The organism is Streptomyces sp. NPDC032721, assembly GCF_055579625.1.
Genome location: NZ_JBVIMX010000003.1, coordinates 241,240 through 264,188 on the forward strand (window position 1 = coordinate 241,240; position 22,949 = coordinate 264,188).

Here is a 22,949-nt window from a genome sequence, read left to right on the forward strand (position 1 = left end):
GGCGGAACTACCCGGAAATGCAAGCGTCTTGACATCTCAGGCCGAAGCGACCAAATTCCTGACGCATCGTCAACTCTGTCCCCGCGTCCCCGGGAGTCGCCGTGCACCGTGTCCCCGCTCCGTCACGACGTACGGTGCTCGGCGCCACTGGAGCCGCGCTCGGTGTGGGTGTGCTGGGATCAGGCGCCCGTTCGTACGCGGCGGACTTTCCGGTCATCGGGGGGTACGACGTGGTCGTGGTGGGGTCCGGAGCGGCAGGGCTCACCGCCGCACTCGCCGCGGCCAAGCGCGGCCTGAGCTGTGTGGTGGTGGAGAAGGCCCCGACGTTCGGCGGCTCGGCGGCCCGTTCGGGGGCGGGGATCTGGATTCCGAACAACCCAGTGATCCTGGCTGCTGGAGTGCCGGACACCCCGGACAAGGCGGCCCGCTATCTGCAGTCGGTGACCGGTGACGAGGTGCCGGTGGAGCGCAGACGGGCCTTCCTCGACGGCGGCCCGCGGATGATCGACTTCGTCCAGCGGCACAGTCCGCTGCGCTTCCGCTGGATGGAGGGGTACAGCGACTACTATCCCGAACGCCCGGGCGGCCTGGCGGTGGGCCGCTCCATCGAACCGGACGTCTTCGACGGCAGACTCCTCGGCCCGGAACTGGCCCGTCTCAACCCGTCCTACCTCCCCGTCCCGGCCGGTCTGGTGATCTTCAGCCAGGACTACCGCTGGCTGAACCTGACCGCCGTCAGCGCCAAGGGCGCGGCCGTGGCAGCCGAAGCGCTCGCCCGCGGCACCGCCGCGGCCCTGCGCGGCGAGAAACCCCTGACGATGGGCCAGGCCCTCGCCGGAGCGCTGCGCAAGGGCCTGCTGGACGCGGGCGTCCCGGTGTGGCTCGACACGCCGCTGACGGACCTCCACACCGAGGGCGGCCGGATCGGCGGCGTACTGGTGGAGCGGGCGGGCGCACCAGGTCTGGTACGGGCCCGGTACGGCGTGATCGTGGGCTCGGGCGGCTTCGAGCACGACGCTGCGATGCGACGGCAGTACCAGCGTTCCCCGGTCGGCACCGAGTGGACAATGGGGGCGAAGGAGAACACCGGAGACGGCATCCGGGCGGGCCGGCGCGCGGGCGCGGCACTGGCGCTGATGGACGACGCCTGGTGGGGCCCGGCGGTCCCGCTGCCCGACGGCCCGTACTTCTGCCTCGCGGAACGCACCCTGCCCGGGGGCCTGTTCGTGGACGCGGCGGGCGGGAGGTTCGTCAACGAGGCCGCGCCGTACTCCGACGTCGTCCACCGCATGTACGACCGCAACCCCACGGACCCCTGCATCCCAGCCTGGCTCGTCGTGGACCAGAACTACCGCAACCGCTACCTCTTCCGTACCGTCGCGCCCACCCTGCCCTTCCCGTCCTCCTGGTATTCCTCCGGTGCGGTGCACTCGGCGCTGACCCTGGACGGCCTGTCGCGGGCGATCGGCGTGCCGGGGGCGGCACTGCGCGCCACCGTGAACCGGTTCAACGAGCATGCACGCAGGGGGAGGGACACCGATCAGCAGCGCGGGAACAGCGCGTACGACCACTACTTCGCCGACCCCTCGATCGCCCCCAACTCCACCCTGGCGCCGCTGTGGCTGCCGCCCTTCCACGCATTGAAGATCGTCCCGGGGGACCTGGGAACCAAGGGAGGCATGGTCACGGACGCAGCCGCGCGGGTGCTGCGGGAGGACGGCGAGGTCATTCCGGGTCTTTACGCCGCGGGCAATGCCAGCGCAGCAGTCATGGGCCACAGTTACGCGGGAGCGGGTTCGACCATCGGCCCCGCCATGACCTTCGGCTACCTGGCCGCCCAGGACATCGCCGACCGGGCTTCGCGCTGAACGGTTCCACCCGCGCGCCGACCGCGGGAGCCGGCAGGCGGGGGCGGCCCCGCAGACCGGGCCCTTCGTGGTGGGAGTGCTCGACCGTGCGCACATCGTGAGCAGGGGTGCCGGAGCGCATCCGCTCCCTGTACGGCGCACGGGATCCCGAGCTCCGTGCCCACCGATCTTCGGCCCCCCGAGGACGACCGGGTGCGATCACGGTCGTCCCCCGGCAGAGTGAGTCACAGGGCCGTGCCACCCGTGTGCCCGGCAGAAGGCGACTGGACTGATGTGAGGTGCTCATACGGAACCGGGGCGATCGCATGTTTCGTAAACGGGCTGCCGACGACGGGGACGCACTGCTTGCCCGGCTCGGGGCACTGACTGCTCGGGCCCGGGAACTCGCGAAGGCGCAGCGTTCCCGGGTCGAGCTGGCCGTGGCCCTGCAGCGCGGCATGCTGCCTCAGGACCTGCCCCACCTGCCTGGCTTCCGGCTCGCCGCCGGATACATGCCCGCCCATCACGGGCTGAACGTGGGGGGAGACTGGTACGACGCCTTCACGATGCCCGACGGACGTATCGGCCTGTCCATCGGAGACGTGCAAGGACACAACATCGAGGCCGCCGCCTTCATGGGGCAGGTCCGAGTGGGGCTGCGCGCACTGGCTCAGGTGACGAACCACCCCGGGGAGTTGCTTGCGCGTACCAACGATCTTTTGGTCTCACTGGGCGCGGACCTGTTCGCCACGTGCACCTTTCTCCGGCTCGATCCGGCTAGCGGTGTCCTGGAATGTGCCAGGGCCGGCCACATCCCGCACATCTGGGCCACGGCCGACGGGCGGTCCGGGGCCGACGAAGGAGAGTGCGGCCCCCCGCTCGGTGTGCTGGAAGGCGCCGAGTACCCCGTGGTCTGCCAGCGGCTCACCACGGGCGGGGTCGTCGTCCTGCTGACCGACGGAGTGGTGGAGGGGCCGTCGCTGAGCCTCGACGAGGGGCTGCACCGGGTGATGCGGCTTGCCGAGATCTACGCGGCCGCCGGTCTGGGGATCGACGCTCTCGTGAACGGCGTCATGAGGCTGGCGGACACCGTGGGGCACGAGGACGACGCCGCCGTCCTCATCGTCGGCCACGACGGCGGTGCCCGGTAGCGGCGGGAGCGTTCGCATGGCTGAAACGGCCGGCGCGGTGTCTGATGGCTACTGTGTTGGTGACCCGGCGGTTCCGCCTGCCCTCGGAGGCCGTACTCACGACGCTGGCCGTCGCCGTCCTGTACTACGTGGCCGGGCGTCTGGGACTGCTCGGCGGGCTCACCGTCGAAGGCGCGACGGTCACCCCCCTCTGGCCGCCCACCGGAGTGGCGGTCGCCGCACTGCTTGTGTACGGCATCAAGGTCTGGCCGGGGATCGCCGTCGGGTCGTTCCTCGTCATCGCCTCTCTCACCACGCCCGGGCCCACCGCACTCGTCACCGTGGCGGGCAACACCATCGCCCCGGTCTGCGCCTTTCTGATGCTGCGCGGGGCCGGATTCAGGACCGGTGTCTCGCGTGTGCGCGACGGACTCGCCCTGGTGTTCCTCGGTGGACTCGGCGCCATGCTCATCAGCGCGACGGTGGGAGTCGGACTCCAGGTGGTGACCGGTGCCCTGGGAACGGGGGAATTCTGGTCCGTGTGGCTGGCCTGGTGGGTGGGCGATGCGATGGGGGTCCTGCTCGTCACTCCGCTGCTGCTCGTGCTGGCGGGAGCGGCCGGGCCGGTGGAGCTGAGGCGCTGGAAGGAGATGCTGTGCCTGGGCCTCGCGACCGTGATCATCGTGCCCCTGGCAGTTCTGGGCGAACTGAGTGTGCTCTTCCTCGTCTTTCCGCTGCTGATCTGGGCGGCACTGCGATTCGAGCTGGCCGGGAGCATGGTGTGCGCGCTGTTCGCGTCCGTGCTCACCACCTTCGAGGCGAATACGCAGCAGGGCGCTTTTAGCGGCCTGTCCGCCATCGAGGTCATGGTCAAACTGCAGGCGTTCAACGGCGCGACCGCGCTGACGGCGCTCATGCTGTCCGCGATGGTCGCCGAGCAGCGTGCGACTCGGCGATCGGTGGAGGGCGCCTGCCGGGAACTCGCCGAGGTGCTGGAGCATCTTGCCGCGGGAGAGTCCCCGCCCGATCCCCCCGTCGGTCCGTCCGCCGAGTCCTCCGCCGACGCAGGGTTTTCCGCCGGGCGGGTCGTTGCCGACCGTGCCGACGACACCGCGCCGGGGAGGGACGGACGCCCGCGCGCATAGGCACGCCAGACGCCAGACGCCAGGCGGCACGAGACAGGGGGCGTCCGCCGCATGGCGTCCGCCCCCTGCTGTGCATCAGGTGCTCGTACGTCTCGTACATCTCGTACGTGACGTGCTGTACGTCAGTCCTGCGCGCGGCCGTCGACGGCCGGTACCGGACTTGGCCACCGGGATCAGAACTGCAGGGCCCAGAGGTCGATCTTGCCGACATCCGCGTTGGCGTTGTCGCTGACCCGCAGCTTCCAGGTGCCGTTGGCCACCTCGGAGGACGCGTTGACGGTGTAGGTCTGGGCGATGTTGTCGGCGCTGCCGCCCGTGCCGAACGCCTTGAGGTTGTAGACGCTCCCGTCGGGGGCCACCAGGTCGACCTTCAGGTCACCGATGTACGTGTGCTTGATGTCGACCGGCACGCTCAGGGCCGCCGGGGCATTGCCCGTGACACCGCTGACGGTGACCGGGGACTCCACGGTGGTGTTGTCGTTGATCGCCACATCGGTGGCGTTCTCGAAGCGCTTGCCGGGCGGCGGGGTGTCCGAACTCCCCACGTTCAGGAGCTTGTTGGGGGAGCCGGTGCCCGGGTTGCCGACCACGTTCGGGGTGGCGGCGGTGCTGAGCGCGGTGGAGACCTGCGCCGGGGTGGCACTCCTGTTGGTCGCCAGGTAGAGCGCGGCCGCACCCGCCACGTGCGGCGCGGCCATCGACGTACCGGAGATGGTGTTGGTGGCCGTGTCGCCGGTGTTCCACGACGAGGTGATGGAGGACCCGGGGGCGAACAGGTCCAGCACGCTGCCGTAGTTGGAGAAGCTGGAGCGGGCGTCGGTGTTCGTGGTCGAGCCGACGGTGATCGCTTCGGTGACGCGGGCCGGGGAGTAGTTCTGCGCGTTGGCACCGCTGTTGCCCGCGGCGACGGCGTACGTGATGCCGCTGGCGATGGAGTTGCGTACGGCGGTGTCGAGCGCGGTGTCCACGCCGCCGCCGAGGCTCATGTTGGCGACGGCGGGCTTCACGGCGTTCCGCGTCACCCAGTCGATGCCCGCGACGACCTGGGCGGTGGTGCCGGAGCCCTGGTTGTTGAGCACGCGGACGCCGACGATCTTCGCCTTCTTGGCGACGCCGTACGCGGTGCCGCCGACGGTGCCCGCGACGTGCGTGCCGTGGCCGTTGCCGTCCTGGGCGGTGTTGTCGTTGTCGATCGCGTCGTAGCCGTAGCTGGCGCGACCGCCGAAGTCGCTGTGGGTGATGCGTACACCGGTGTCGATGACGTACGCCGTCACGCCTTCGCCCGCGGTGTCGGGGTAGGTGTAGCTCCGGTCGAGCGGCAGGGCCCGCTGGTCGATGCGGTCCAGGCCCCAGGAGGGCGGGTTGGGCTGGGTGGCGTCGATGGTGAAGACGCGGTTCTGGGCGACCGAGGCGACCGCGGGGTCGGCGGCGAACTTCTTCGCCTGGGCCTCGGAGAGCTCGACCGCGTACCCGTTGAGGGCCCGCTCGTAGGTGTCCTTGACCTTGGCGCCGTACCGCTTGGCCAGGGCCTGGCCCTGCGGGGACTCGGCGTCGACGACGGAGTCCTTGAGCGTGACGATGTAGCTGCCGGGAACGGCCCCGGCGACGCCGGCGTTCTCGATCCGGCCTTCGGCGGCGGCCGGAGCGGCGGCGGCGGGCAGCACGGAGACGGCGCCGAGCGCGAGGGCTGCGACGGAGGTGGCACCGGCCACCGCCCATCTTCGGGCGACGGAACCGCTGCGGAAGGGTGCAGGACGCATCGACATCGGAGGGATCCTCCTCATGGGGGTGGTGCACCGAGGTGCGGTGGGGGAGTGCACGGCAGGGGCATGACAAGCCAATGGGCGGTGGGGCCCGGCTTGCAGCCGACCGGCCGACACCGAAAGATTGACTCATCTCCCTGCACCTCACAAGAGGCCCTTCACTCCCGCAACACAGCTGCCACACAATCGACATGACGCCCCGTCATATGCGTTGCGGCTGCCGAGGCGCCGGTCCCCTGGGGAACGGCCGACCGGTTGCGGGGCGTACGAGGAGTGATGCGGTGTACAGGCATCGCGTCCGTGCAGCCCTCATCCACAGCGGACCGAGGTATGCCCCCGGCGTTCCTCGGTACGCGTAGTCCTGCTGGTCCCGGCCTTCTGCCGCCGGCCTTCTCGCAGCATCCGGGGCGCGGCACGGAGGGCACGCTCGGCGCGGGCTCCCGGGCCTTGAGCAAGGCTCAGGGCCCGCTCGGTCACCGGCTGACGCAAGCCGTCCGGCAGCAGCCGCATCGGGGCCGTCGGCCGCACGGGTCCGGTGGTCGGCAATGGCCGAGAACAGCTGTCCTTGTGACCGGAACCGGCCGGTAATCGGCGCAGTGGTGCACCAGTTCTGCAGCGCCGCGTGCCGGTGGCGGATGAATCGTCAGGCATGGAGGCGTCGTATCGACAGGGCTACGGCCACTTCCATGCGGCGACCTGCTGCCCCTCAAGGACCAGCTGGCCCCGGCCAAACACCTGGACGCTTCGGTGTGCCCGGCCTTCGTCCGGGCCACCGCCCAGGACCCGCCGGGTCTGCCCCACGCCCTGGAGCGGACCCGGGCGCCGGCGGCCACCGAGGTGCCGGTGGAGTGGTACGTCCACCCGGGCGGCAGCCACGGCATTGGCCTGGCCGACGGTGTGGAACACGGCGGCGAGCCGCACAAGTTCATTGCGCACGAGCCGCACATCGCCTCCTGGACGACCGCGTGCGAGGCCTGGCTGCGCCGGGAGGGTTTCCTTGCCGACTGACCGTGTGACCGCCTGGGGGCAGGAACTGCAGCGCGTGCAAGGCAAGTTGCGCACCACGCTGACGCTGACGCTGACGCTGGCGCGGGCGGGACTGGACGGCGGCCACCCCGCCGACGCCACCACCGACCTGCTGTTGTTCTGCCACGGGACGGTTCGCTGTTCCCGGAACTGGTCCGGGCCCGACCCGACCTGGCACCGGTGGTCGCGAAGCTGACCCAGGACCACAACATGATCGAGCACCTCATCGGCGGCCTGCGGATGGACGCCGGCTTCGACCGCGCCGAGAGCTTCGGCCCGATCAGCTGAGCCGCGTCCCGGTCGCGCCGCGCGCCGGCGGCGCGACCGGGAATGCCGCCCGGGTTCGCGCGGAACCGCCGCAGCCTCGTCGCTCCGGAGTGACGAGTACGTCTGCGGCGATGGCTTCTGGTGTGTTCCCTCGTGCCGGGCCCCCGGCCAGGGGCTTACCGCGGCCGGGCCCTCGCCCAGGGGCTTACCGCGCGGCCAGGTTTCCGTTCGCCCATGCCGCGCGCAGTGCCTTCTTGTCCACCTTGCCGACCTTGGTCATCGGGAGGCGGTCGAGCAGTACCGTGCCGCGCGGCGCGTACAGCTCGCCCAGTTCGGCCGCCACCGCCGCGCCCACCGCCTCCGGGGCGACGTCCGCGCCCTCGGCGGTGGCCAGGAAGACCTGCACGGCCTCGCCGTACTCCTCGTCGGGGACGCCCAGCGCCGCCGCGTCGCGTATGCCGGGCAGGGTGAGGAGGAAGTCCTCCAGGACCCGCGAGTAGACGTTGTCGCTGGTGCTGCCGGTGACGATGATGTCCTTGGCCCGGTCCACCAGGTAGAGGTAGCCGTCGGCGTCGAGGTAGCCCAGGTCTCCCGTGCGCAGCCAGTCCTCGTGCAGTGCCTCCGCCGTGCGGGCGGGGTCCTGGTAGTAGCCGAGCATGACCGTACGGCCCGAGACGCACACCTCGCCGACCTGCCGAGGGGGCAGCGGCTGCGTGCCGCCCTCGGCCCGGATCTCGACCCGTACGTCCGGGATCGCGCGCCCGCAGCTGCGCCAGAGTTCCGGTCGTCCGGAGCCTTCGGAGGCGAGCTCGTCCGCGCCGAACACGGTGATGCCGAGCGCCTCGGACTGGCCGTACCCCTGGCTGACCACCGGGCCGAAGACCTCGAAGGCCTGTTGCAGCCTGCTGGGGGAGGTGGCCGCGCCGCCGACCGCGATCCTGCGCAGTGCGGGCAGGGCACCCGGCACGCACTCGGGGTGGTCGAGGAGCGCATAGAGCATCGGGGGTACGAACATGGTGGCCGTGATCCGCTCCTCGCGCAGCACGGTCAGTGCCGCGTCCGCGTCGAACTCCGGCAGTACGACCAGGGTCGCCCCCGTCACCAGCGCCTGGAGTGCGGTGAGATGGCCGCTGCCGTGCGTGAGCAGGGTGGCCGCGAGTACCCGCTCCGCACCTGGGTCGGCGGACCGCAGGAAGGTGGCGGCGGAGCCCTCCGTGGAGTCGTCCGTCACGAGATCCACCAGTGCGTCGTAGAGGCGACGGCTGTGCGCGGCGAGCTTGGGGCGGCCCAGGGTGCCACCGGTGTAAAGCACGGTGACGGGCTCGTCGGCGGTCAGCGGGGGCACGCCTTCGGGGCGGGACGTGGGCTGGCTGTCCGCGAGGGCGAGGAGGTCGGCGCAGGGCTGCGTGCAGGGGCCGAGGCTCAGCAGTACGGGGGAGTGGGCGCTGCGCGCGGCGGCGTCGGCGGCGCGCTCGGCGAACAGCGGGTCGGTGACGACGGCGCGCACCTCGGACTGCTCGACGAGCGCGGCCAGTTCACCGGGTCCCGGCTCCGGCGGGAGGAACACGACACGGCAGCCGACCAGGTGCACGGCGAGCTGTACGAGGACCGAGTCCACCCGGTTCGCCAGGAACAGCCCCACTCCGTCCCCGGGCGTGAGCCCCTGCGCCCGGAGCGCGTGCCCGAGCCCGAAGAGCCGTCGCCGCGCCTGGGCCCGGGTCAGCCGCTGCGCCCCCTGGACGAGGGCCTCGGTGTCCTCGTCCTCCTGCCAGCTTTCCAGTACGCGGTCCACGTATGTCTTCTGTCCGGTGGTTTCCTGCGGATAAACGATCATCACGCCATGCAAGCATCCGAGCCGAGGGGCATAAACATGTGGGGGCCATCTATCTCTGCGGGGTGACGGAGTATCATGCCCCGGATCTGATGGGTCGTCATGGCTGGCTGTGCTCGAAGCCGGATGCAACTCCCCGGGGGCGCGGGAGGCCGACGCGCACGCTTGTTCGGAGCGCATGGTGGTGCACGGCAGGTCCGTTCAGTCCGGCCCCAGTAGCGCTTTTGCGCGAGCAAGAGGACTTCGACGTGTCCTGCAGGACCGCGGACCCCGCCGCGGAGGTGTAGGTAGCGGAAGCTGACCGGGGAGTTGTCGGTGGTCGACGCGCCCCGTCATGGCCGACCTGGCGCGGCGGCAGGGGCGTGGCGGCCCCACCCGTATCGCACGGGCGGGGTCCGGGCCGAGGAAGCCCGCACGCCACCGGAGGCGCCCGGGAGACCAGGTGCACCACGGAGCGCTACGCCGGAGGGGCCGACGGGGCTCCCGGTGAGGCCGCTCCCGGTGCGGCACCTCCCGCTCCGTCGTCGCACAGACCCGCCGCCGCCGGGTCGAGTAGGCGGGCGAGGAAGGAGCAGATTCGAGCGTGCGTCGGAGAGCCGATCACCTGGTCCGGAGTGCCCTCCTCGACGATGACTCCGCCGTCCATGAAGACCACCCGGTCCGCGACCTGAAGCTTCCCAAGGGCAAGGTCCAGCTCGGAGTCCCTGCGCGGCTGGTGCCGCCAGGCCAAGGCCGACCGGGGCGAGGGCAGGCCCGGCGAGCTCACCACGGCCGAGCATGAGGAGCTCAAGTGGCTGCGGCGGGAAAACCGCGAACAGCAGCAGACGATCGAGATCCTGAAAAAAGCGACCGCCTTCTTCGTGAAGGAAAACGACCGGTGAGCGAGTTGCACCGGTTGATCGACGCGGAGAAGGCGAACCATCCCATCGTTCTGCTGTGCCGCGTGCTGCATGGGGCTCGCTCCTCCTCCTGCGCGTGGCATGAGGGCGAGGCTGCCCGCCAGGCTCGGCATGCCGCCGACGATCTACTCGCGCACGAGATCACCATGCTGCACATCGCTTCGCGCCGCACCTACGGGGTCCCGCGCATCCACGCCGAACTGCGGCGGCTGGGGCGGCGGGTGAACCGCAAACGCATCACCCGCATCATGCGCGAACGCGACTTCCAAGGCGTCACCCGACGCAAGCGCCGCTCGCTGACCCGGCCCGACAAGAAGGCGAGGCCGGCCCCGGCCCCGGACCTGATCGGCCGCAACTTCCACGCCGACCGCCCTGGCACCAAGCTGGTCGGTGACATCACCTACCTCCCGACGGCCGAGGGCTGGCTCTACCTCGCCTGCCGGCTGGACCTGGCCACCCGCGAGGTCGTCGGCTACGCCATGGCCGACCACCACGCGCTCCTCGCCCCGCACACCGCAACACGCCTCTGCGCGGAACTGCCGGTCCTCGACACCCCCGACGGACACACCGCCCTCCTGGTGGTCGCCGCCGACCTGCTCCAGTCCGCCAGCCGCGGCGACCACCCCGACCTGGTTCCCGCCCTCCGCGCCCTGGCGACCGCACTCGAACCGGCAGCACGCGGCTAGATGGTTGATGTGCTTTTGCGTGCTGGTCAGTGTGGTGGGGTGGTCGTGGTGGATCAGGGATGTTTCCTGTTGGCTGGGCTTCCAGTCCGAGCTGGCCCTTGAGCGTTCAGTTCACCGACTCGATGCGCCGGCGGAGCCAGTACGGGAAGAGTCCGGGGTCTGGTTCGTCCTTGCGGGCGGGCCGGACCACGGTGATCCCCAGCTCGGCCATGTCCGTCTCGAACCCGGCCCCGGCGAAGCCCTTGTCACACACGCCAGTGGTGCCCGGGCTGCGACGGTTCTTCTCCAGCGCGAACATCATCCGCAGCGCGGCGCGCTCCTTGATCACATTCGGATCGACCAGAACGCACCCGGTGACCAGTCCGTCCGGTGCGCACACGAGCATCAGCTCGGCGCCCCAGGAGAAGCGGTGGTGAGACTCGTCCAAGCCGTAGCCGGCCCACCCGGACAGGTCCGAGCGTTCCGCGGTCTGCCGCGAGGAGCCGCACGGCACGGGAGTACGGTCCCACCACCGCACCGGGCCGGCACTGGACGGAGTCCGCGCCGCGAGCCCAGCACAGGGCCGCCTCCAGCAGATCACCGGACCGGCGCAGACGCCGGTCGTACTCGCTCCGGGACAGCAGCCGCGGGAAGAGACGCCCGACCAGGACCCGCGCGGAACGAATCCAGTGCCGCTCGTCGCTGAACCGCAGCAGCACCTGCGCGACCGCCAGGCACACCAGCTCCGCGCCGGTCAGGCAACCAGTGCATTCCTGCGAAAAGTGGTGTGAAACCCGTTTGGGTGTCCGAGATCACCCGTTGAGCGCTGCGGATCAGGCCCGAGCGGGCGGCGGCGGTGGTGGCGGCGGGCTGTGTGTGGTCGGCGGGAGGGAGCCCTCGACGAGCGTGTGACCGCGGTAGCCCCCGCCGTCCGCCTCGTGGGACCCGTCGGGTTCGTCGGAGTCGTTGAACTCGACCTCACCCAGGTCGATCCCGTCGCCCCGGCCATCGTCGTCGCCGTCCTGAACCGCCACCGTCCCGCCCCTCTCCGCTTCTTGCCGCCGCTCCCCGCTTCCACCCGCCTCTTGGCCCCGATCTCCGCGACGAGGACCATGGAGGGAGCCGCGCCGCAGCACAGGAGACAGGGGACGGGGGTACGACGTGCCGACCAGTCTGATCGGACTCGTCATCTTTGTCACCCTGCTCGCGCCGGGCTTTGTGCACGCGCTGCGCGACGAACGACGCGGCCCCGAACGGCAGCCCTCGGTGTTCCGGGAGACCGTCACCATCGCCCTCGTCAGCGTTCTGTGCGACGCCCTCGCCCTCGCAGTGTTCGGGCTCGTCAGGACCGCGTTCCCCGACGCCACGCCCGATGTCGGTGCCCTGATCCGCGGGCCCTCGGCGTACGCCGGGCGGCACTACACGGAGCTGGCGCTGTGGGGCTGCGCCGTCCTGGCGTTCGCCTGCCTGCTCGCGAACGCCGCGGCCGCACCCCGGACGTTCCGGGTGCTGCGCCGCACACCCGGCCTGCGTGCCCTGCTCCCCGAACGGCGCCACGAGCCGTACCTCTCGGGCTGGGGCGTGCTCTTCACCCGGCATCCTGGCCGCCGGGTGCACGTGGGCTGCGTACTGGAGGACGGCGCGTACGTGGCCGGCTGGCTGCTGTCCTACAGCCGGGCCGCCGCCGACGGGCCCGACCGCGACCTGACCCTGGGCGCGCCCCTCCTCTACCGCTCCCCGGGGACCGCGGAGACCGCCGCGCTCCCACAGGTGGGAGCCGTGGCGATCAGCGCCCGCCGCGTCGTCGCACTCTTCGTCGCGTACGTGGAGGAGCCGCCGCCCCGCCCGCCCCGACCCCCGGCCACACCCCGCCCGTCCCGCCCGCCCCGACCCCCGGCCACGCCATGACCAGGCCTTCGGGCTGGTACTGGGCGGCCGACACCGGGGTGCGGGCCGTTCACCTCGCGGCGCTGGCCGGACGGCGGCTGTCCCAGACCGCCGTCGCCGTCTCGCCCCTGCTGGTGTGGCTGCTGCACACCGGTACGAGCGGCTGGGCGTGCGCGGTCCTCGTGTGGGCGTGCGCGCAGCGGGTGCGCCACCCCCGGCTGCGCAGACCGGGCGCCACCGCCCTCGCCATCGTCCTGGCGGCGGGCTCCGTACTGCTGGGCGCTCCCTGGTACGTCCTGCCCGCGCCCTTCCTCGCACCGCCTCTGGTCCGGGCGGTGCGCGCGGTCGCCGTCCTGCCAGCCCGCCCGGCGCGGCCCCGGCCCAGGATCCGCTGCGCGCACGCCCCCGACGCGGTACGACGGGGGGACCGCGAACTGCGCGACGGATACGGCGAGGACGCCCTGGCCGTCTACCGGGCGGCCCTCGCGGCACACGAGGGCGCACCCCCGGCCGACGGCGGACGACGGGGCGACTGCCGGGCCCGGCTGTCGCTGCGGGCCGCACACGCCGCCCTGGAGACCGAGCGCCTCCAGGAGAGCCTCGACCACCTGCGCGACGCACAGTCCGCCGACGGCGGCACGGACCCCCGGCTGCGCCACCACACCGCAGTGCTCCTGGCCCGGGTGTACGACGAACTCGGCGACGGGGAGGCGGCATCGGCCACGCTGGAACCCGTACGGGACCGGATTCCCGCACTCCTGTGGACACGGGTGGTGGGGCTGAGGAAGGACCCGGCGGCGGCCGAGCGGACCGCCGCACGGCGCGCCCTCGCCGCGGCGCTCAGGCTGTCGTGGTGCGTGTGCGCCGAGTGGCTCCTCGTGGTGGGGGAGGCCCTGGAGCGGAGGGGCGGCGAGCACCGGTACGTCGGGAACATCTACGCCCATGCCGCCCGGGTTTCGACCTGGCACCTGCACCGGGGCTGTGACACCCGCCCTCTCAGCGGCCGTTGGCGGCGGACCTGGCTGACCGCGGCCCGGGTCGCGCTGCGCTTCGACGAGGCCCACGTGCGCCTGCTCCGTGCCCAGGGCGACGACGGCGCGCACGTCAACGACCCCGACGATCCCCTCCTGGGCGCCGCCGAGACGCTGCGGTCCTTCGGCAAGCACCTGTCCGCCGCCCGCGCGTACCTGGCCTCCGCCGAGCTCGCGGAGCTGCGGGAACAGCGGACGGACGCCCTGCGACAGGGGCTGAAGGCACTGGCCGTGATCGAGGAACACCGCTATCGGCTGCACAGCCAGGTCGACCGGCTGCGCTGGCTGCGGCAGCACAGCCGGGCCCATCGGACGACCCTCGGACTCGCCGTGCGGGGAGGCCGGTTCGAACTCGCGCTGGAACTCATCGAGGCCGGACGCCTCCAGAGCCGCCCGGCAGCGCCTGCCGGGTGCGCCCCCGGCGACCCGGTCGCGGCGGAGACGCCCCTCGCACCGCCGCCCGGTGTCGAGGTCCGGGGCAGGTCCAGGCTCCGGGGCACCCGGGGCCGCCCCGACGGTACGGCCTGGGTCGATCTCGACCGGGCGCGCGTGACGGCGGGCGGCCCCGACGCCGTCTGGCTCAGCTGGTGGGCCAACGAGGACGGCCTGTACTGGGGCCTCCTCCAGCCGGCCGGCGCGGACGCCGGCCTGCTCAGCACCGCCCCCGGCAGCCCGGCCCGCACCGCGCTGGACGGACTGCGGGTTGCCCTGCCCGTCCCGCTCCCCGGCGAGAGCGCGCACGAGGCGCGGCAGCGCGCCACGGCCGGCCCCTTCGGCCGGGACCGGGAGGCCGGGGCCGCGCTCGCCGCACTGTGCGGCCGCGCCCTGCTCCCGGGCCTCCTCGTCGACGTCCTCACCCGCGCGGTGCGCCCGGTCCCCCTGGTGATCGCCCCGGACCCCGTGCTGGCAGGCGTTCCCTGGGCCCTGCTCCCCCTCCCCGGCACGGACACCCCGTTGATCGACCGGGCCACGCTCCGACTGGGCGTCACCGCCGCCCAGTTGGCGGAGCTGGCCGGACGGGAACCCCCGGCGCCGCGCGGCGACGAGGTGCTCGCCGTGCTCGACCCCTCGGGCACCGCCCGGACCCACCTCGCGAACGTACGGCGGCTGCTCACCCAACTGCCCCCGGACGCGCGCGTACTCGGCGGCCCCTGGCTCCCCGGACGGCCGACGGCCACCGCAGCCGAACTCTCTTGCCGACTGCGGGAACTGCCGCACCGGGGAACCCTCTTCCTCGCCTCGCACTGCCACCCGCCACCGCCCGGCACGGGCCCCTCGGCCACCTGGCTGCCCCTGGCCCCCGGACCGGGCCCCGACCGGCTCACCGCCGGGGACCTGCTGGCCGACGACCGCACGCGGCCCAGCTACCCGTTTCCGGCGACCGTGATCCTGGCGGCCTGCGACACGGCCGGGATCAGCCACGCCCACGCGGGGGAGTGGCTCACCCTGGTCCCCGCCGTCCTGTGGGCCGGGGCGGACCAGGTGGTGGCCAGCACCACCCCGGTCACCGACGACGGGCTGCTGGACATCAACCTGCTGCGCGCGCTGCGCCGCAATCCCGACGCCGAGGCCGCCGCCGTGCTGCGCGCACTCCAACGGCGCTACCTGATGCGCTGGCGCTCCGGCGGCCCCGGCGCCAAGCCCCTGTCCTGGGCCTTCTACCAGGTCTCCGGGCGCACCGGCACCCTCCCGCCGGACGGGCCCGCACCGGGGGAGGACCTGCCCGGCCACCTGCCCGTCCAGTGGACGCGCAACGCGATCGACCCGCTGCTGTGGGCCCGCGGCTCCGCCCGGCCCGACCAAGTCCGCCCGATCGGCACCTCGCCGCTGGCCCTCTGGCTGCTCTTCGAACCCCTCGTGAAGGACATCGGCCGGTCCCGGGCGCTACTCGCGGCGGCCCGTGACATCGGCGCCAATCTGTTCCGCGGCGGCGAGCCCCCGGCCCCGGGCCCGCCTCTCGCCGAGGGTCCGCAGCCGTCCGCGTACCTGCTGGCCGCCGCCGGGCGGGCGAGGGAACTGGCCCTCGCCGACGGCCGCACCCACGTGGCGGGCGAGGACCTGCTGCTCGGCATCCTGGCGGAACCGGACAGCGACGGGGCGCGGGCGCTGCGGCGGTTGCGCACCACGCGACGGGCCGACTTCGCCGACCGTATGCGGCGGGCGGCCAGGGGCCGCGAGCGCGAACTGCTCTCTGCGGAGGATGCCCCGAGGGCTCCCGACGAGGCCGCGGCCGACTTCCTGGCGCGCTGCCTGTCGGGCCCGGACCCGACGGCCGACGCACTCGTACGGATCGCCCACGAGCCGCCGACACTCCGGTCCATCGCCACCGGCACCTTCCTGGCGCCCTTCGGCCGCACCCGTACCGCCGTCCGCGCCCTCGACCGGATCGGTGACCCGCGCGGGCGCGACGCGCTCCACGTGATCGCCAACGACCCTTTCCGCAACGACCTGTTCGACGAACGCAACCAGGCCGCCGTGGCCCTCCACGAGGCCGGCGACCCGCGCGGTACCGCCTTGCTGGAGCGGACCGTGCTCGACCCGGCGCGCCCGGACATCACCGCGGCGAGGGCCGCGGACAGCCTCGCCGCACTCGGGCACCCGAGGGCCGCCGAGTACCTCGCCGCCGTCGCCGCCGAACCGGCACGTGCCGCCGACGCCCGGGTCAGGGCCGCCGCCTCACTGGCCCGGCTAGGCGATCCCCGGGGCGAGATCCTGCTGAGGCTGCTCCTCACGGCCCCGGAGACCGACGCGTACGCCCGGGGGCGCGCGGCGGCCGCGCTGCCCGAGGAGGAGCGCTCCGCGCTGGCCGCCGACCCCGCCACGGATCCCCGTGTGCGGATCGCCGCGGCCCGCGCACTCGGCGAGGACGGCGCGGACACGCTCACCCGGATCGCCGCCGACCCGACCGTCCCCGTCCACTGCCGGATCGCCGCGGCCCGCGCACTGCCGGACGGGGCCGGTGTCCGGGGCGAGGTCCGTGCGGACCTCCTCGCCGGCTTCCTGGCCGACCCCGGGACCCCCGCGGCGGACCGGGTGGAGCTCGCCCGCGCGGACCAGAACGGCGCAGCCCTCCGGGCGCTCGCCCTCGATCCCGCCCTGGCCCCCGAGGACCGCACCGCCGCCGCGCGCGCCATGGCCTGGCTGCTGATCCCGCACGGGCTGCCGGTGGTGGACGCCCACGCCACCGGCGCCACCCTGCACGACCTGACCCGCGTCGCCGCGGCCCGCGACAGAGGCCGCCGGGGCCTCCCCCGGCTCGTCGAACTCCTGGCGGAGACCGGGCTGGACGACGACGCACGGGCGCTGGCCCTCCAGAGCCTCCCCGACGACGACGGCGAGCACGACGGCAACGACGGCGGCGACAACGGCAGCGCCGAACGCCTCGTCCGGTTCGGGGCCGACCCCGCGTTCCGGCCCTCCGCGCGGATCAACGCCGGACACGCACTCCTCCTGCGCCAGGACCTGCGCGGCGCCGGCGTCCTGCTGAACCTGGCGGTCGACCCCGCCGTGCCCGCCGACCTGAGAGCCGTCGCCGGCACAGCTGTCAGCTTCGGGGCGGTCGGCTTCCTCGGCGGACTCTCCGATCTCCCCGACGCCGCACCGCCCCTGCGTGACCTCCTCGCCCGCTGCGCCACGACTCCCGGCCTCGTCGCCACGACGCGCCTGCACGCCGCCCGTGTTCTCGCCCGACGTGAGGACCCCCGGGCAGGGGCGGCCCTGTCCGACCTCGTCGAGGACGAGGGGCTCGACGCGATGGTGCGCGTGCAGGCCGCAGCGGCGCTCGCGCTCACCCGTACGCCTCGGGCCCTCGCCGTCCTGTACGAGCTGAGCACCGACGCCGGACTGGACGGTACGGGCCGGGTGCAGGCCGCCCACGCCCTGATGTGCCACGGGGACGCGCGCGGTGCGGCCCTGCTGCGGGAGCTCGCGGTGGACCCGGGCCTCGCCCCGCACTCCCGGGCCAGGGCCGCCGCACTGGCACAAGTCCGGATAGCACTGGGCCCGCCCGGCCGGGACGCGACGCCGAGTTGACGGAATTCCTCGGGTGAACGGGCTTCACGGGCCGGGATAATGACGGGCCGAATCCGCGCCCCGTACATCCCCGTACCACCGGATCTCACACGTACACCCGGATCTCATCGGCAGCCCGTTTCGCCACCGTGGCGAATTCTCGACAGCTGCGCCATCGCTCCCGAGGGGGAACGCATGCGTCACGCGACATGTCCGGAAGGCAGTTGGGAGACGGCCTCGGCGGTTCCCGACGTACGGCTCAGGGGAGGCGTACAGAGCTACCGGGGCTTTCGGCTCGCTCTCGGAGCTCCACGGGCCAGGCTCGAAGTGCCGGACGGCGTCGTCACGTTGCTGCTGCTCTTCGACCACGCCCTGGAACTGGCCGACACCCCGGACTTCGGCGGCCGGGCGACCGCCCACCGCTCGCTGGTCTCGGGGCTCAGCACCCACGCGACGTTCGGCCGCCCCGGCGGAAATCTGTACGGCGTGGAAGTCATCCTCGCCCCGTGGGCGGCCTTCTCCCTGTTCCGGACGCCCATGTGCGAACTCGCCGAACGCTTCACGCATCCCGAGGAACTCCTCGGCAGGCGCTTCCAGTTCCTCGCCGAGGCGCTCGCGGCAAGCCCGACCTGGGCCGACCGCTTCGCCCTGCTGGACAGCGTGCTCCTGCGGTGGAGCGCGGAGGGGCCGCCGTCCTCTCCCCGGGTGCGCCACGCCTGGCGGGAACTCGTCCGGTCGTCGGGGGCGGTTCCCATCCGGCGGCTCGCCGAGCAGACCGGCTGGAGCTGGCGGCAGTTCGAGTACCGCTTCGGCGAGCAGATCGGGCTGACGCCGAAGGGCGCGGCACGGGTGCTCAGACTGCGCAGCGCCCTGCGGCTGCTCATCGAATCCGGTTCGCCCTCGCAGGCAGCTGCGGCCTGCCGGTTCAGCGACCAGGCCCACTTCTCCCGGGAGTGCAAGGCCATGACCGGATGCACGCCACGGAAATTTCTGGCCATCCGCAGTGGATTCTTCGAAGGGCCCGCGACCGACGACAGGGTGCCGGGAGAAATCACCAGTGCCGTTCTGGACATCGGCGGAATTCGGTCAACCGGCCCCGGGGGGAATTGAGTTCATGGCGAGTGCGAATTTCTTCAAGACCGGGGAGGCCGCCGGCCCCAGGGTGAGGACGTCGTCATTCCGTGCCCGAGCGGCCCGCAGGGGCCGCCCAAGGGCTCTGCCGAAAGGAAGTCGTCCCATGCAACTGCGTACCCAGGTCGCCATGGTCGGGGGAGCGGTTCTCCTCGGTGTCGCGGCAGTGGCCACCCCCGCGGGTGCCTCAGTGGCCCCCGACGGATCGAACGCCGCGTCGTTCCGCGCCGAGGCGGTCCGCGACGGCCTGAGCACCCAGCAGATCCGCGGTCTCCAGCAGCAGGTCGACGCGTTCCTCGCGTCGTCCGGTGGCAGGCAGGTCGCCGCCAACGAGGTAGCCGTGGACGGCGGGTCCGTGGTGCTCGCCGTGCCGGGCGAGAAGTACGCCAGGCCCCTGAACAGCGGCCTCAACGGCAATGACCCCGCCACCGCCCTCGCGGGCTGCCCGTACCTCTACTTCTGCGGCTACAAGGGTGCGAACTTCACCGGCGCCCAGTGGAACCGTTCGGCGTGCACGATGGCCGAGATCCCGGACGGCTGGAACAGCGGCGGCTCGTGGATCAACAACCAGTCCAAGGACACCAAGGCGCGCATGTACGACAAGAACAAGAACCGCATCTACACGACCCCGGGCGCGTACTCCTCCGACGCCGACGCCAACTGGGGTCCGGTCTGGTACGTGAAGCCCTGCTAGTTGGTCGATGTGCTTGGGCTCTGTCTGGAATGACGGAGAGTGCCCAGAATCGGTGGTGCAGAACACTGGCCCGACCCGGGGGACGCGCTGTGAACACCGATCTGGACACTCTCCCGACCGCACTGTACGTCGAGCTTGATGACGGCATCATCCCCTCGTGCAAGGCGCGTTCGGGGCCGGGGCATCCGCAGGAGGTGACCGACGCGGAGCTGCTGTCCCAGTGCGAGTACGACCGGCGTCTGCGCCGGTCCGGTGATCTGCTGGAGGCGGCCCTGTGCTGGGCTCGTGGCGCGGACTCCGTCCAGTGCCGGCCCGGTGCGGTGGTGGGACGGTACTCCCGTGCCGTGCGGCTCTTCGCGGCATACCGCGGAACGCTCGGACCTGTCCGGGTGGGCCGGCTACGGCTTGGACGAGTCTCACCACCGCTTCTCCTGGGGCGCCGAGCTGATGCTCGTGTGCGCACCGGACGGACTGGTCACCGGGTGCGTTCTGGTCGATCCGAATGTGATCAAGGAGCGCGCCGCGCTGCGGATGATGTTCGCGCTGGAGAAGAACCGTCGCAGCCCGGGCACCACTGGCGTGTGTGACAAGGGCTTCGCCGGGGCCGGGTTCGAGACGGACATGGCCGAGCGGGGGATCACCGTGGTCCGGCCCGCCCGCAAGGACGAACCAGACCCCGGAGTCTTCCCGTACTGGCTCCGCCAGAGCATCGAGTCGGTGAACTGGACGCTCAAGGGGCCAGCTCGGACTGGAAGCCCAGCCAACAGGAAACATCCCTGATCCACTACGACCACCCCCCACACTGACCAGCACGCAAAAGCACATCAACCATCTAGCCGCTACCGTGGTCCTGTTTCCCCCAGGCGTCGAGCGTTTTGCGTGGCCGAGGCACTGGCCAAGCAGGACGGCGTGACCGTGGACAACCCGGTCGCGTATGCCCGCCAGCAGCACGCGCTGCTCTGCTGGACGGAACACGAGGCAGAGCCGACTACTCCGTAGGCTCCGGGTGGCGTACGACCCGCTTCAGCTCCCGTTCGACGTCGTACCGGCGCTGCCGCGTCGCCTCCGCGTGCGCCACGGTCGCCTCGTGGACCGGTGAAGCGCAGGCGGTTCAGCGGGACGGGTCCGTCCTTGTCCTTCCACTGGGCTTCCGCGTAGGCAACTCCGGCCCGGAAGCGGACCTCAACTGAGTCGACCTGGGGCGAGCGGACTGACGCCGCCAGCCCACTCCAAGCAGCCTGAGCACCCCTCCATGAACTTTCGCGGACTAGGCGGTTTGGATCTGCTCGCGCAGGATGTCCGCGTGGCCGCAGTGCTGGGCCAGTTCGCGCAGCACGTGGAGGTAGATCCAGCGCATCGGCAGCGGGCCGCGCCGGTTTCCCCGTACGACATCGTCCAGCGACAGCTCCGCGGTGGCCTTCCGCGACTCCTTGCAGGCTTCCCTGTAGGCGAGCTGGACCGAGGCGACGGTATCGCCGTCGTCCAGGTCGAAGGACTCGTCTGGCGTGTCCGGAATACCGATCTCGGCACGCGGCCGGCAGGTGATCGCCTCGTCGAACCAGACCTTCTCCACGAACGTGACGTGCTTGACGAGTCCCAGCAGGGTGGTCTTCGACGCCACCAGCGACCGCCGGGCCTGCTCCTCGGTCAGCCCGTCCAGACTGGCATGGAGAGCGGCCCGGTGCTCATCAAGGAACGTCTCGAACTGCTCCCGCAGCGGGGCAGGGAAGGTAGCGGGGGCGGTGGTCGCTCGGAAGTCCATGACTGCAGACCCTAGTGCTGCACCGTGAGTTCGTGGAGGGGAACTCGGTCACTGCGGGAGCGTCCGGAAGCACCCCCGACGGACAGCAACTTCCCCCCACCCAGCACCACCTCGTCACCGACGCCCTGCTCGCCGGCTCCAAAACTCCCATCCGCGTCCAGGGCAAGGAACTGAAACCGCAGTTCTTCCCCGACCAGCTCGCCGACTGGCTCGGCCTGACCCTGGCCACCGAAGTCCACGCCGCACACCTGCTCTTCCCCACCGTCACCACGGACACCACCCCCACCCCACTCGACACCGAACAGACCCTCGGCGACGCCGACTTCTTCCACACCGCGACCGAGGACCGCTACCCCGACGTCTTCGGCCTGCTGCCCACCCCCGCCCCCGGCCAGCTACAACGGGTCCGCACCCTGCTGGGGACACTGCCCCGCCACGCCCTGCACCTGGGACACGACGCCGACGTCAACACCGCCCTGCTGACCAAGACGACCGGTTGCCTTCTTGCCGTACGACGAAGCCGCCCGCCGCGTACGGTGACGGGCGTGGCTTTGACGGTGGATGTCGGGCTCTGGCACACATTCCGTGAGGGCGATCAACGGGGTTCAGCTTCTGTGACATCGCATGGTCTGCGACCGCCGGAGCACGTGGTCGACTGGCTTGCTCAGCTGGCTTCTGTTTGCAGCTTGCGAGCTCGTTCGGCCGGGAGGTAGTTCGGTCCGACACCTTCGATCAGCAGTAGGTCGCCTTCGATGTGGTCGGTACGCAAGTGCAGGATGGCCCGGTAGGCCGGAGAGTCGTACCAGGCGCGGGCTTCGGCCAGGCTGGGGAACTCGATCAGCACCATGCTGCCGGGCCACGTGCCCTCTACGACTTCGGCTGGCGGACCATGGATGACGAAGCGGCCCGCGAAGGGGTCGAGGGTTGCCTGGATGCGCTCCAGGTACGTGATGACGTCGGAGTGATTCCGGCGGCTGCGGAGATGAGCGAAGCCGTAAGCGGGCACCACGGTGCTCCTTCGTTCTGGGTGAGCGATGACCGCGAACGTAGCTGAGGGCGGTTGGGCGGTGCGATTACGCCGGAGGTAATTGCCACGGGGGCCGAGGAAACACTCCGAGGGTCTGCACGCCCCACCGGTCTGCCCCTCACGGAATGTGTGCCAAAACCCAGTTATTGTCCGCACAGCCACGGGCGGCTGCGTCGGCTCTTCTACTGGAAAGATGCACAGCCGACTCAGCGAAGCCCAGCCAGTGATGCGAGAGGATGCGTATCCGACCATCACGAGAGAGGGGCTGGCGGTGCCCGAACCGAAGGCGGTGGACCTGATCCACCTGAATGATGCAGACGGCAACCGCTGCATCGTCCGAGTGACCGGCCGCTACCAGCCCGGAGTGCTGACCGGCCACGACATCCTGCGGGCCGATGTCCTGGCGTCCGCCGACTTCGTTGATGCCCGGCTTGAACTCGTTCTTTTCCAACAGGACCTCGACGCCTGGCAGCGCGACCTGACCCGACTCGCACCGGGCACGGACGCGAGCATCGGTAGCGACCGCGGACTGAGCCTCGCCTTCCACATGCACGAGGACTGCTCCTTGTCCGTGACCGTCGACGACCCCGACCGCCTCACCGCAATGCTCTGGCTCCAGCCGCAGAAGACCTGGATCCAGGAGCATCACCAGCGACTTGAGCAGGTTCGAGAGACCTGGCCGAGTGAAGTCGTAGAAACGGCTCCCCTGGCCTACGAGTGGAGTCCCAGCCGCAAGCGTTGAATCTCCTCGCCCCCGCGAACGCCCTTACTTCTCAAACGGCCCTGGCTGGATAGAACGCTCCTTATGTCGCATCAAGCTGCTTGAGGGAGAT

19 protein-coding genes and 2 pseudogenes are annotated in these 22,949 nt (G+C 71.7%); 14 read left to right on the forward strand and 7 right to left on the reverse strand.

The genetic code is table 11. The features are described 5' to 3' along the window. The first annotated feature begins 101 nt into the window (after positions 1 to 101). The 3 genes from kstD (at position 102) to ACZ5PB_RS09240 (ending at position 4,122) form a co-directional block, all read left to right on the forward strand. The gene (gene kstD / locus ACZ5PB_RS09230) at positions 102 to 1,868 is read left to right on the forward strand and encodes a 3-oxosteroid 1-dehydrogenase (protein ID WP_468689243.1); all 1,767 of its coding nucleotides are present in this window, start codon (positions 102 to 104) and stop codon (positions 1,866 to 1,868) included. 305 nt (positions 1,869 to 2,173) lie between these two features. After that, a complete protein-coding gene (locus ACZ5PB_RS09235; RefSeq protein WP_468689244.1) occupies positions 2,174 to 2,998 on the forward strand; it encodes a PP2C family protein-serine/threonine phosphatase in 825 nt (274 codons plus the stop codon). 44 nt (positions 2,999 to 3,042) lie between these two features. Beyond that, positions 3,043 to 4,122 carry an MASE1 domain-containing protein gene (locus tag ACZ5PB_RS09240; protein ID WP_468689246.1) on the forward strand — a complete coding sequence of 360 codons (1,080 nt, stop codon included), beginning with the start codon at positions 3,043 to 3,045 and terminating at the stop codon, positions 4,120 to 4,122. Positions 4,123 to 4,295: 173 nt separating this feature from the next. On the opposite strand, the gene ACZ5PB_RS09245 is transcribed toward ACZ5PB_RS09240, so the two are convergent. Then, positions 4,296 to 5,888, reverse strand: coding sequence for a S8 family peptidase (locus tag ACZ5PB_RS09245; RefSeq protein ID WP_468689248.1), 1,593 nt, complete (start codon positions 5,886 to 5,888; stop codon positions 4,296 to 4,298). 327 nt (positions 5,889 to 6,215) lie between these two features. Here ACZ5PB_RS09245 and ACZ5PB_RS09250 point away from each other — a divergent pair, with 327 nt between their 5' ends. The 3 genes from ACZ5PB_RS09250 (at position 6,216) to ACZ5PB_RS09260 (ending at position 7,107) form a co-directional block, all read left to right on the forward strand. Continuing rightward, positions 6,216 to 6,473 carry a DUF6411 family protein gene (locus tag ACZ5PB_RS09250; RefSeq protein ID WP_468689250.1) on the forward strand — a complete coding sequence of 86 codons (258 nt, stop codon included), beginning with the start codon at positions 6,216 to 6,218 and terminating at the stop codon, positions 6,471 to 6,473. A 159-nt stretch (positions 6,474 to 6,632) separates the two neighbouring features. Continuing rightward, the gene (locus ACZ5PB_RS09255) at positions 6,633 to 6,893 is read left to right on the forward strand and encodes a hypothetical protein (RefSeq protein WP_468689253.1); all 261 of its coding nucleotides are present in this window, start codon (positions 6,633 to 6,635) and stop codon (positions 6,891 to 6,893) included. After that, positions 6,883 to 7,107 (forward strand): hypothetical protein, encoded by a 225-nt coding sequence (locus tag ACZ5PB_RS09260; RefSeq protein ID WP_468689254.1) that lies wholly within the window; start codon positions 6,883 to 6,885, stop codon positions 7,105 to 7,107. The genes ACZ5PB_RS09255 and ACZ5PB_RS09260 overlap by 11 nt, the downstream gene beginning before the upstream one ends. Before the next feature lie 276 nt (positions 7,108 to 7,383). On the opposite strand, the gene ACZ5PB_RS09265 is transcribed toward ACZ5PB_RS09260, so the two are convergent. Together ACZ5PB_RS09265 and ACZ5PB_RS09270 are read right to left on the reverse strand one after the other, a co-directional pair. Then, on the reverse strand, positions 7,384 to 9,012 hold the full coding sequence (locus ACZ5PB_RS09265) for a class I adenylate-forming enzyme family protein (protein ID WP_468689256.1): 1,629 nt from the start codon (positions 9,010 to 9,012) through the stop codon (positions 7,384 to 7,386). Between the two features lie 454 nt (positions 9,013 to 9,466). Continuing rightward, positions 9,467 to 9,679: pseudogene (locus ACZ5PB_RS09270) on the reverse strand (amino acid ABC transporter ATP-binding protein); the annotation flags it as partial. 273 nt (positions 9,680 to 9,952) lie between these two features. Between ACZ5PB_RS09270 and ACZ5PB_RS09275 the strand changes: the two are divergent. Continuing rightward, positions 9,953 to 10,186: pseudogene (locus tag ACZ5PB_RS09275) on the forward strand (IS3 family transposase); the annotation flags it as partial. Positions 10,187 to 10,700: 514 nt separating this feature from the next. Here ACZ5PB_RS09275 and ACZ5PB_RS09280 read toward each other — a convergent pair. Beyond that, the gene (locus ACZ5PB_RS09280) at positions 10,701 to 11,021 is read right to left on the reverse strand and encodes a transposase family protein (RefSeq protein ID WP_468689257.1); all 321 of its coding nucleotides are present in this window, start codon (positions 11,019 to 11,021) and stop codon (positions 10,701 to 10,703) included. Positions 11,022 to 11,406: 385 nt separating this feature from the next. Next, the gene (locus ACZ5PB_RS09285; RefSeq protein WP_468689259.1) at positions 11,407 to 11,607 is read right to left on the reverse strand and encodes a hypothetical protein; all 201 of its coding nucleotides are present in this window, start codon (positions 11,605 to 11,607) and stop codon (positions 11,407 to 11,409) included. Positions 11,608 to 11,734: 127 nt separating this feature from the next. Here ACZ5PB_RS09285 and ACZ5PB_RS09290 point away from each other — a divergent pair, with 127 nt between their 5' ends. The 5 genes from ACZ5PB_RS09290 (at position 11,735) to ACZ5PB_RS09310 (ending at position 20,107) form a co-directional block, all read left to right on the forward strand. Continuing rightward, the gene (locus ACZ5PB_RS09290) at positions 11,735 to 12,481 is read left to right on the forward strand and encodes a DUF6338 family protein (protein ID WP_468689260.1); all 747 of its coding nucleotides are present in this window, start codon (positions 11,735 to 11,737) and stop codon (positions 12,479 to 12,481) included. Then, positions 12,478 to 17,523, forward strand: coding sequence for a CHAT domain-containing protein (locus tag ACZ5PB_RS09295; RefSeq protein WP_468689261.1), 5,046 nt, complete (start codon positions 12,478 to 12,480; stop codon positions 17,521 to 17,523). The genes ACZ5PB_RS09290 and ACZ5PB_RS09295 overlap by 4 nt, the downstream gene beginning before the upstream one ends. A gap of 174 nt (positions 17,524 to 17,697) precedes the next feature. After that, positions 17,698 to 18,612: a helix-turn-helix domain-containing protein gene (locus tag ACZ5PB_RS09300; RefSeq protein WP_468689264.1), complete on the forward strand. Its 915-nt coding sequence runs from the start codon at positions 17,698 to 17,700 to the stop codon at positions 18,610 to 18,612. A 127-nt stretch (positions 18,613 to 18,739) separates the two neighbouring features. Next, positions 18,740 to 19,327, forward strand: a complete 588-nt coding sequence (locus ACZ5PB_RS09305; RefSeq protein ID WP_468689265.1) for a peptidase inhibitor family I36 protein — start codon at positions 18,740 to 18,742, stop codon at positions 19,325 to 19,327. Between the two features lie 315 nt (positions 19,328 to 19,642). Then, on the forward strand, positions 19,643 to 20,107 hold the full coding sequence (locus ACZ5PB_RS09310; RefSeq protein WP_468689267.1) for a transposase: 465 nt from the start codon (positions 19,643 to 19,645) through the stop codon (positions 20,105 to 20,107). Between the two features lie 487 nt (positions 20,108 to 20,594). On the opposite strand, the gene ACZ5PB_RS09315 is transcribed toward ACZ5PB_RS09310, so the two are convergent. Beyond that, on the reverse strand, positions 20,595 to 21,089 hold the full coding sequence (locus tag ACZ5PB_RS09315) for a DinB family protein (RefSeq protein WP_468689268.1): 495 nt from the start codon (positions 21,087 to 21,089) through the stop codon (positions 20,595 to 20,597). 32 nt (positions 21,090 to 21,121) lie between these two features. Between ACZ5PB_RS09315 and ACZ5PB_RS09320 the strand changes: the two genes are divergently transcribed. Then, positions 21,122 to 21,802: a hypothetical protein gene (locus ACZ5PB_RS09320; protein WP_468689269.1), complete on the forward strand. Its 681-nt coding sequence runs from the start codon at positions 21,122 to 21,124 to the stop codon at positions 21,800 to 21,802. Here the strand turns inward: ACZ5PB_RS09320 and ACZ5PB_RS09325 are convergent. After that, the gene (locus tag ACZ5PB_RS09325; RefSeq protein WP_468689271.1) at positions 21,754 to 22,095 is read right to left on the reverse strand and encodes a DUF1330 domain-containing protein; all 342 of its coding nucleotides are present in this window, start codon (positions 22,093 to 22,095) and stop codon (positions 21,754 to 21,756) included. The two genes, ACZ5PB_RS09320 and ACZ5PB_RS09325, sit on opposite strands and share 49 nt — an antisense overlap. A gap of 214 nt (positions 22,096 to 22,309) precedes the next feature. On the opposite strand from ACZ5PB_RS09325, the gene ACZ5PB_RS09330 reads away from it, so the two are divergent. Beyond that, complete coding sequence (locus tag ACZ5PB_RS09330; protein WP_468689272.1) at positions 22,310 to 22,858, forward strand: DUF5959 family protein; 549 nt, start codon at positions 22,310 to 22,312, stop codon at positions 22,856 to 22,858. Positions 22,859 to 22,949 lie beyond the last annotated feature (91 nt).

What these genes read in the sequence shown, in the direction of transcription:
- ACZ5PB_RS09315 (WP_468689268.1), bottom strand. Translation starts at nt 21,089, where the DNA reads ATGGACTTCCGAGCGACCACCGCCCCCGCTACCTTCCCTGCCCCGCTG.
- ACZ5PB_RS09250 (WP_468689250.1), top strand. Translation starts at nt 6,216, where the DNA reads ATGCCCCCGGCGTTCCTCGGTACGCGTAGTCCTGCTGGTCCCGGCCTT.
- ACZ5PB_RS09305 (WP_468689265.1), top strand. Translation starts at nt 18,740, where the DNA reads ATGCAACTGCGTACCCAGGTCGCCATGGTCGGGGGAGCGGTTCTCCTC.
- ACZ5PB_RS09240 (WP_468689246.1), top strand. Translation starts at nt 3,043, where the DNA reads ATGGCTACTGTGTTGGTGACCCGGCGGTTCCGCCTGCCCTCGGAGGCC.
- ACZ5PB_RS09295 (WP_468689261.1), top strand. Translation starts at nt 12,478, where the DNA reads ATGACCAGGCCTTCGGGCTGGTACTGGGCGGCCGACACCGGGGTGCGG.
- ACZ5PB_RS09300 (WP_468689264.1), top strand. Translation starts at nt 17,698, where the DNA reads ATGCGTCACGCGACATGTCCGGAAGGCAGTTGGGAGACGGCCTCGGCG.
- ACZ5PB_RS09235 (WP_468689244.1), top strand. Translation starts at nt 2,174, where the DNA reads ATGTTTCGTAAACGGGCTGCCGACGACGGGGACGCACTGCTTGCCCGG.
- ACZ5PB_RS09265 (WP_468689256.1), bottom strand. Translation starts at nt 9,012, where the DNA reads ATGATCGTTTATCCGCAGGAAACCACCGGACAGAAGACATACGTGGAC.
- ACZ5PB_RS09245 (WP_468689248.1), bottom strand. Translation starts at nt 5,888, where the DNA reads ATGTCGATGCGTCCTGCACCCTTCCGCAGCGGTTCCGTCGCCCGAAGA.
- ACZ5PB_RS09330 (WP_468689272.1), top strand. Translation starts at nt 22,310, where the DNA reads ATGCACAGCCGACTCAGCGAAGCCCAGCCAGTGATGCGAGAGGATGCG.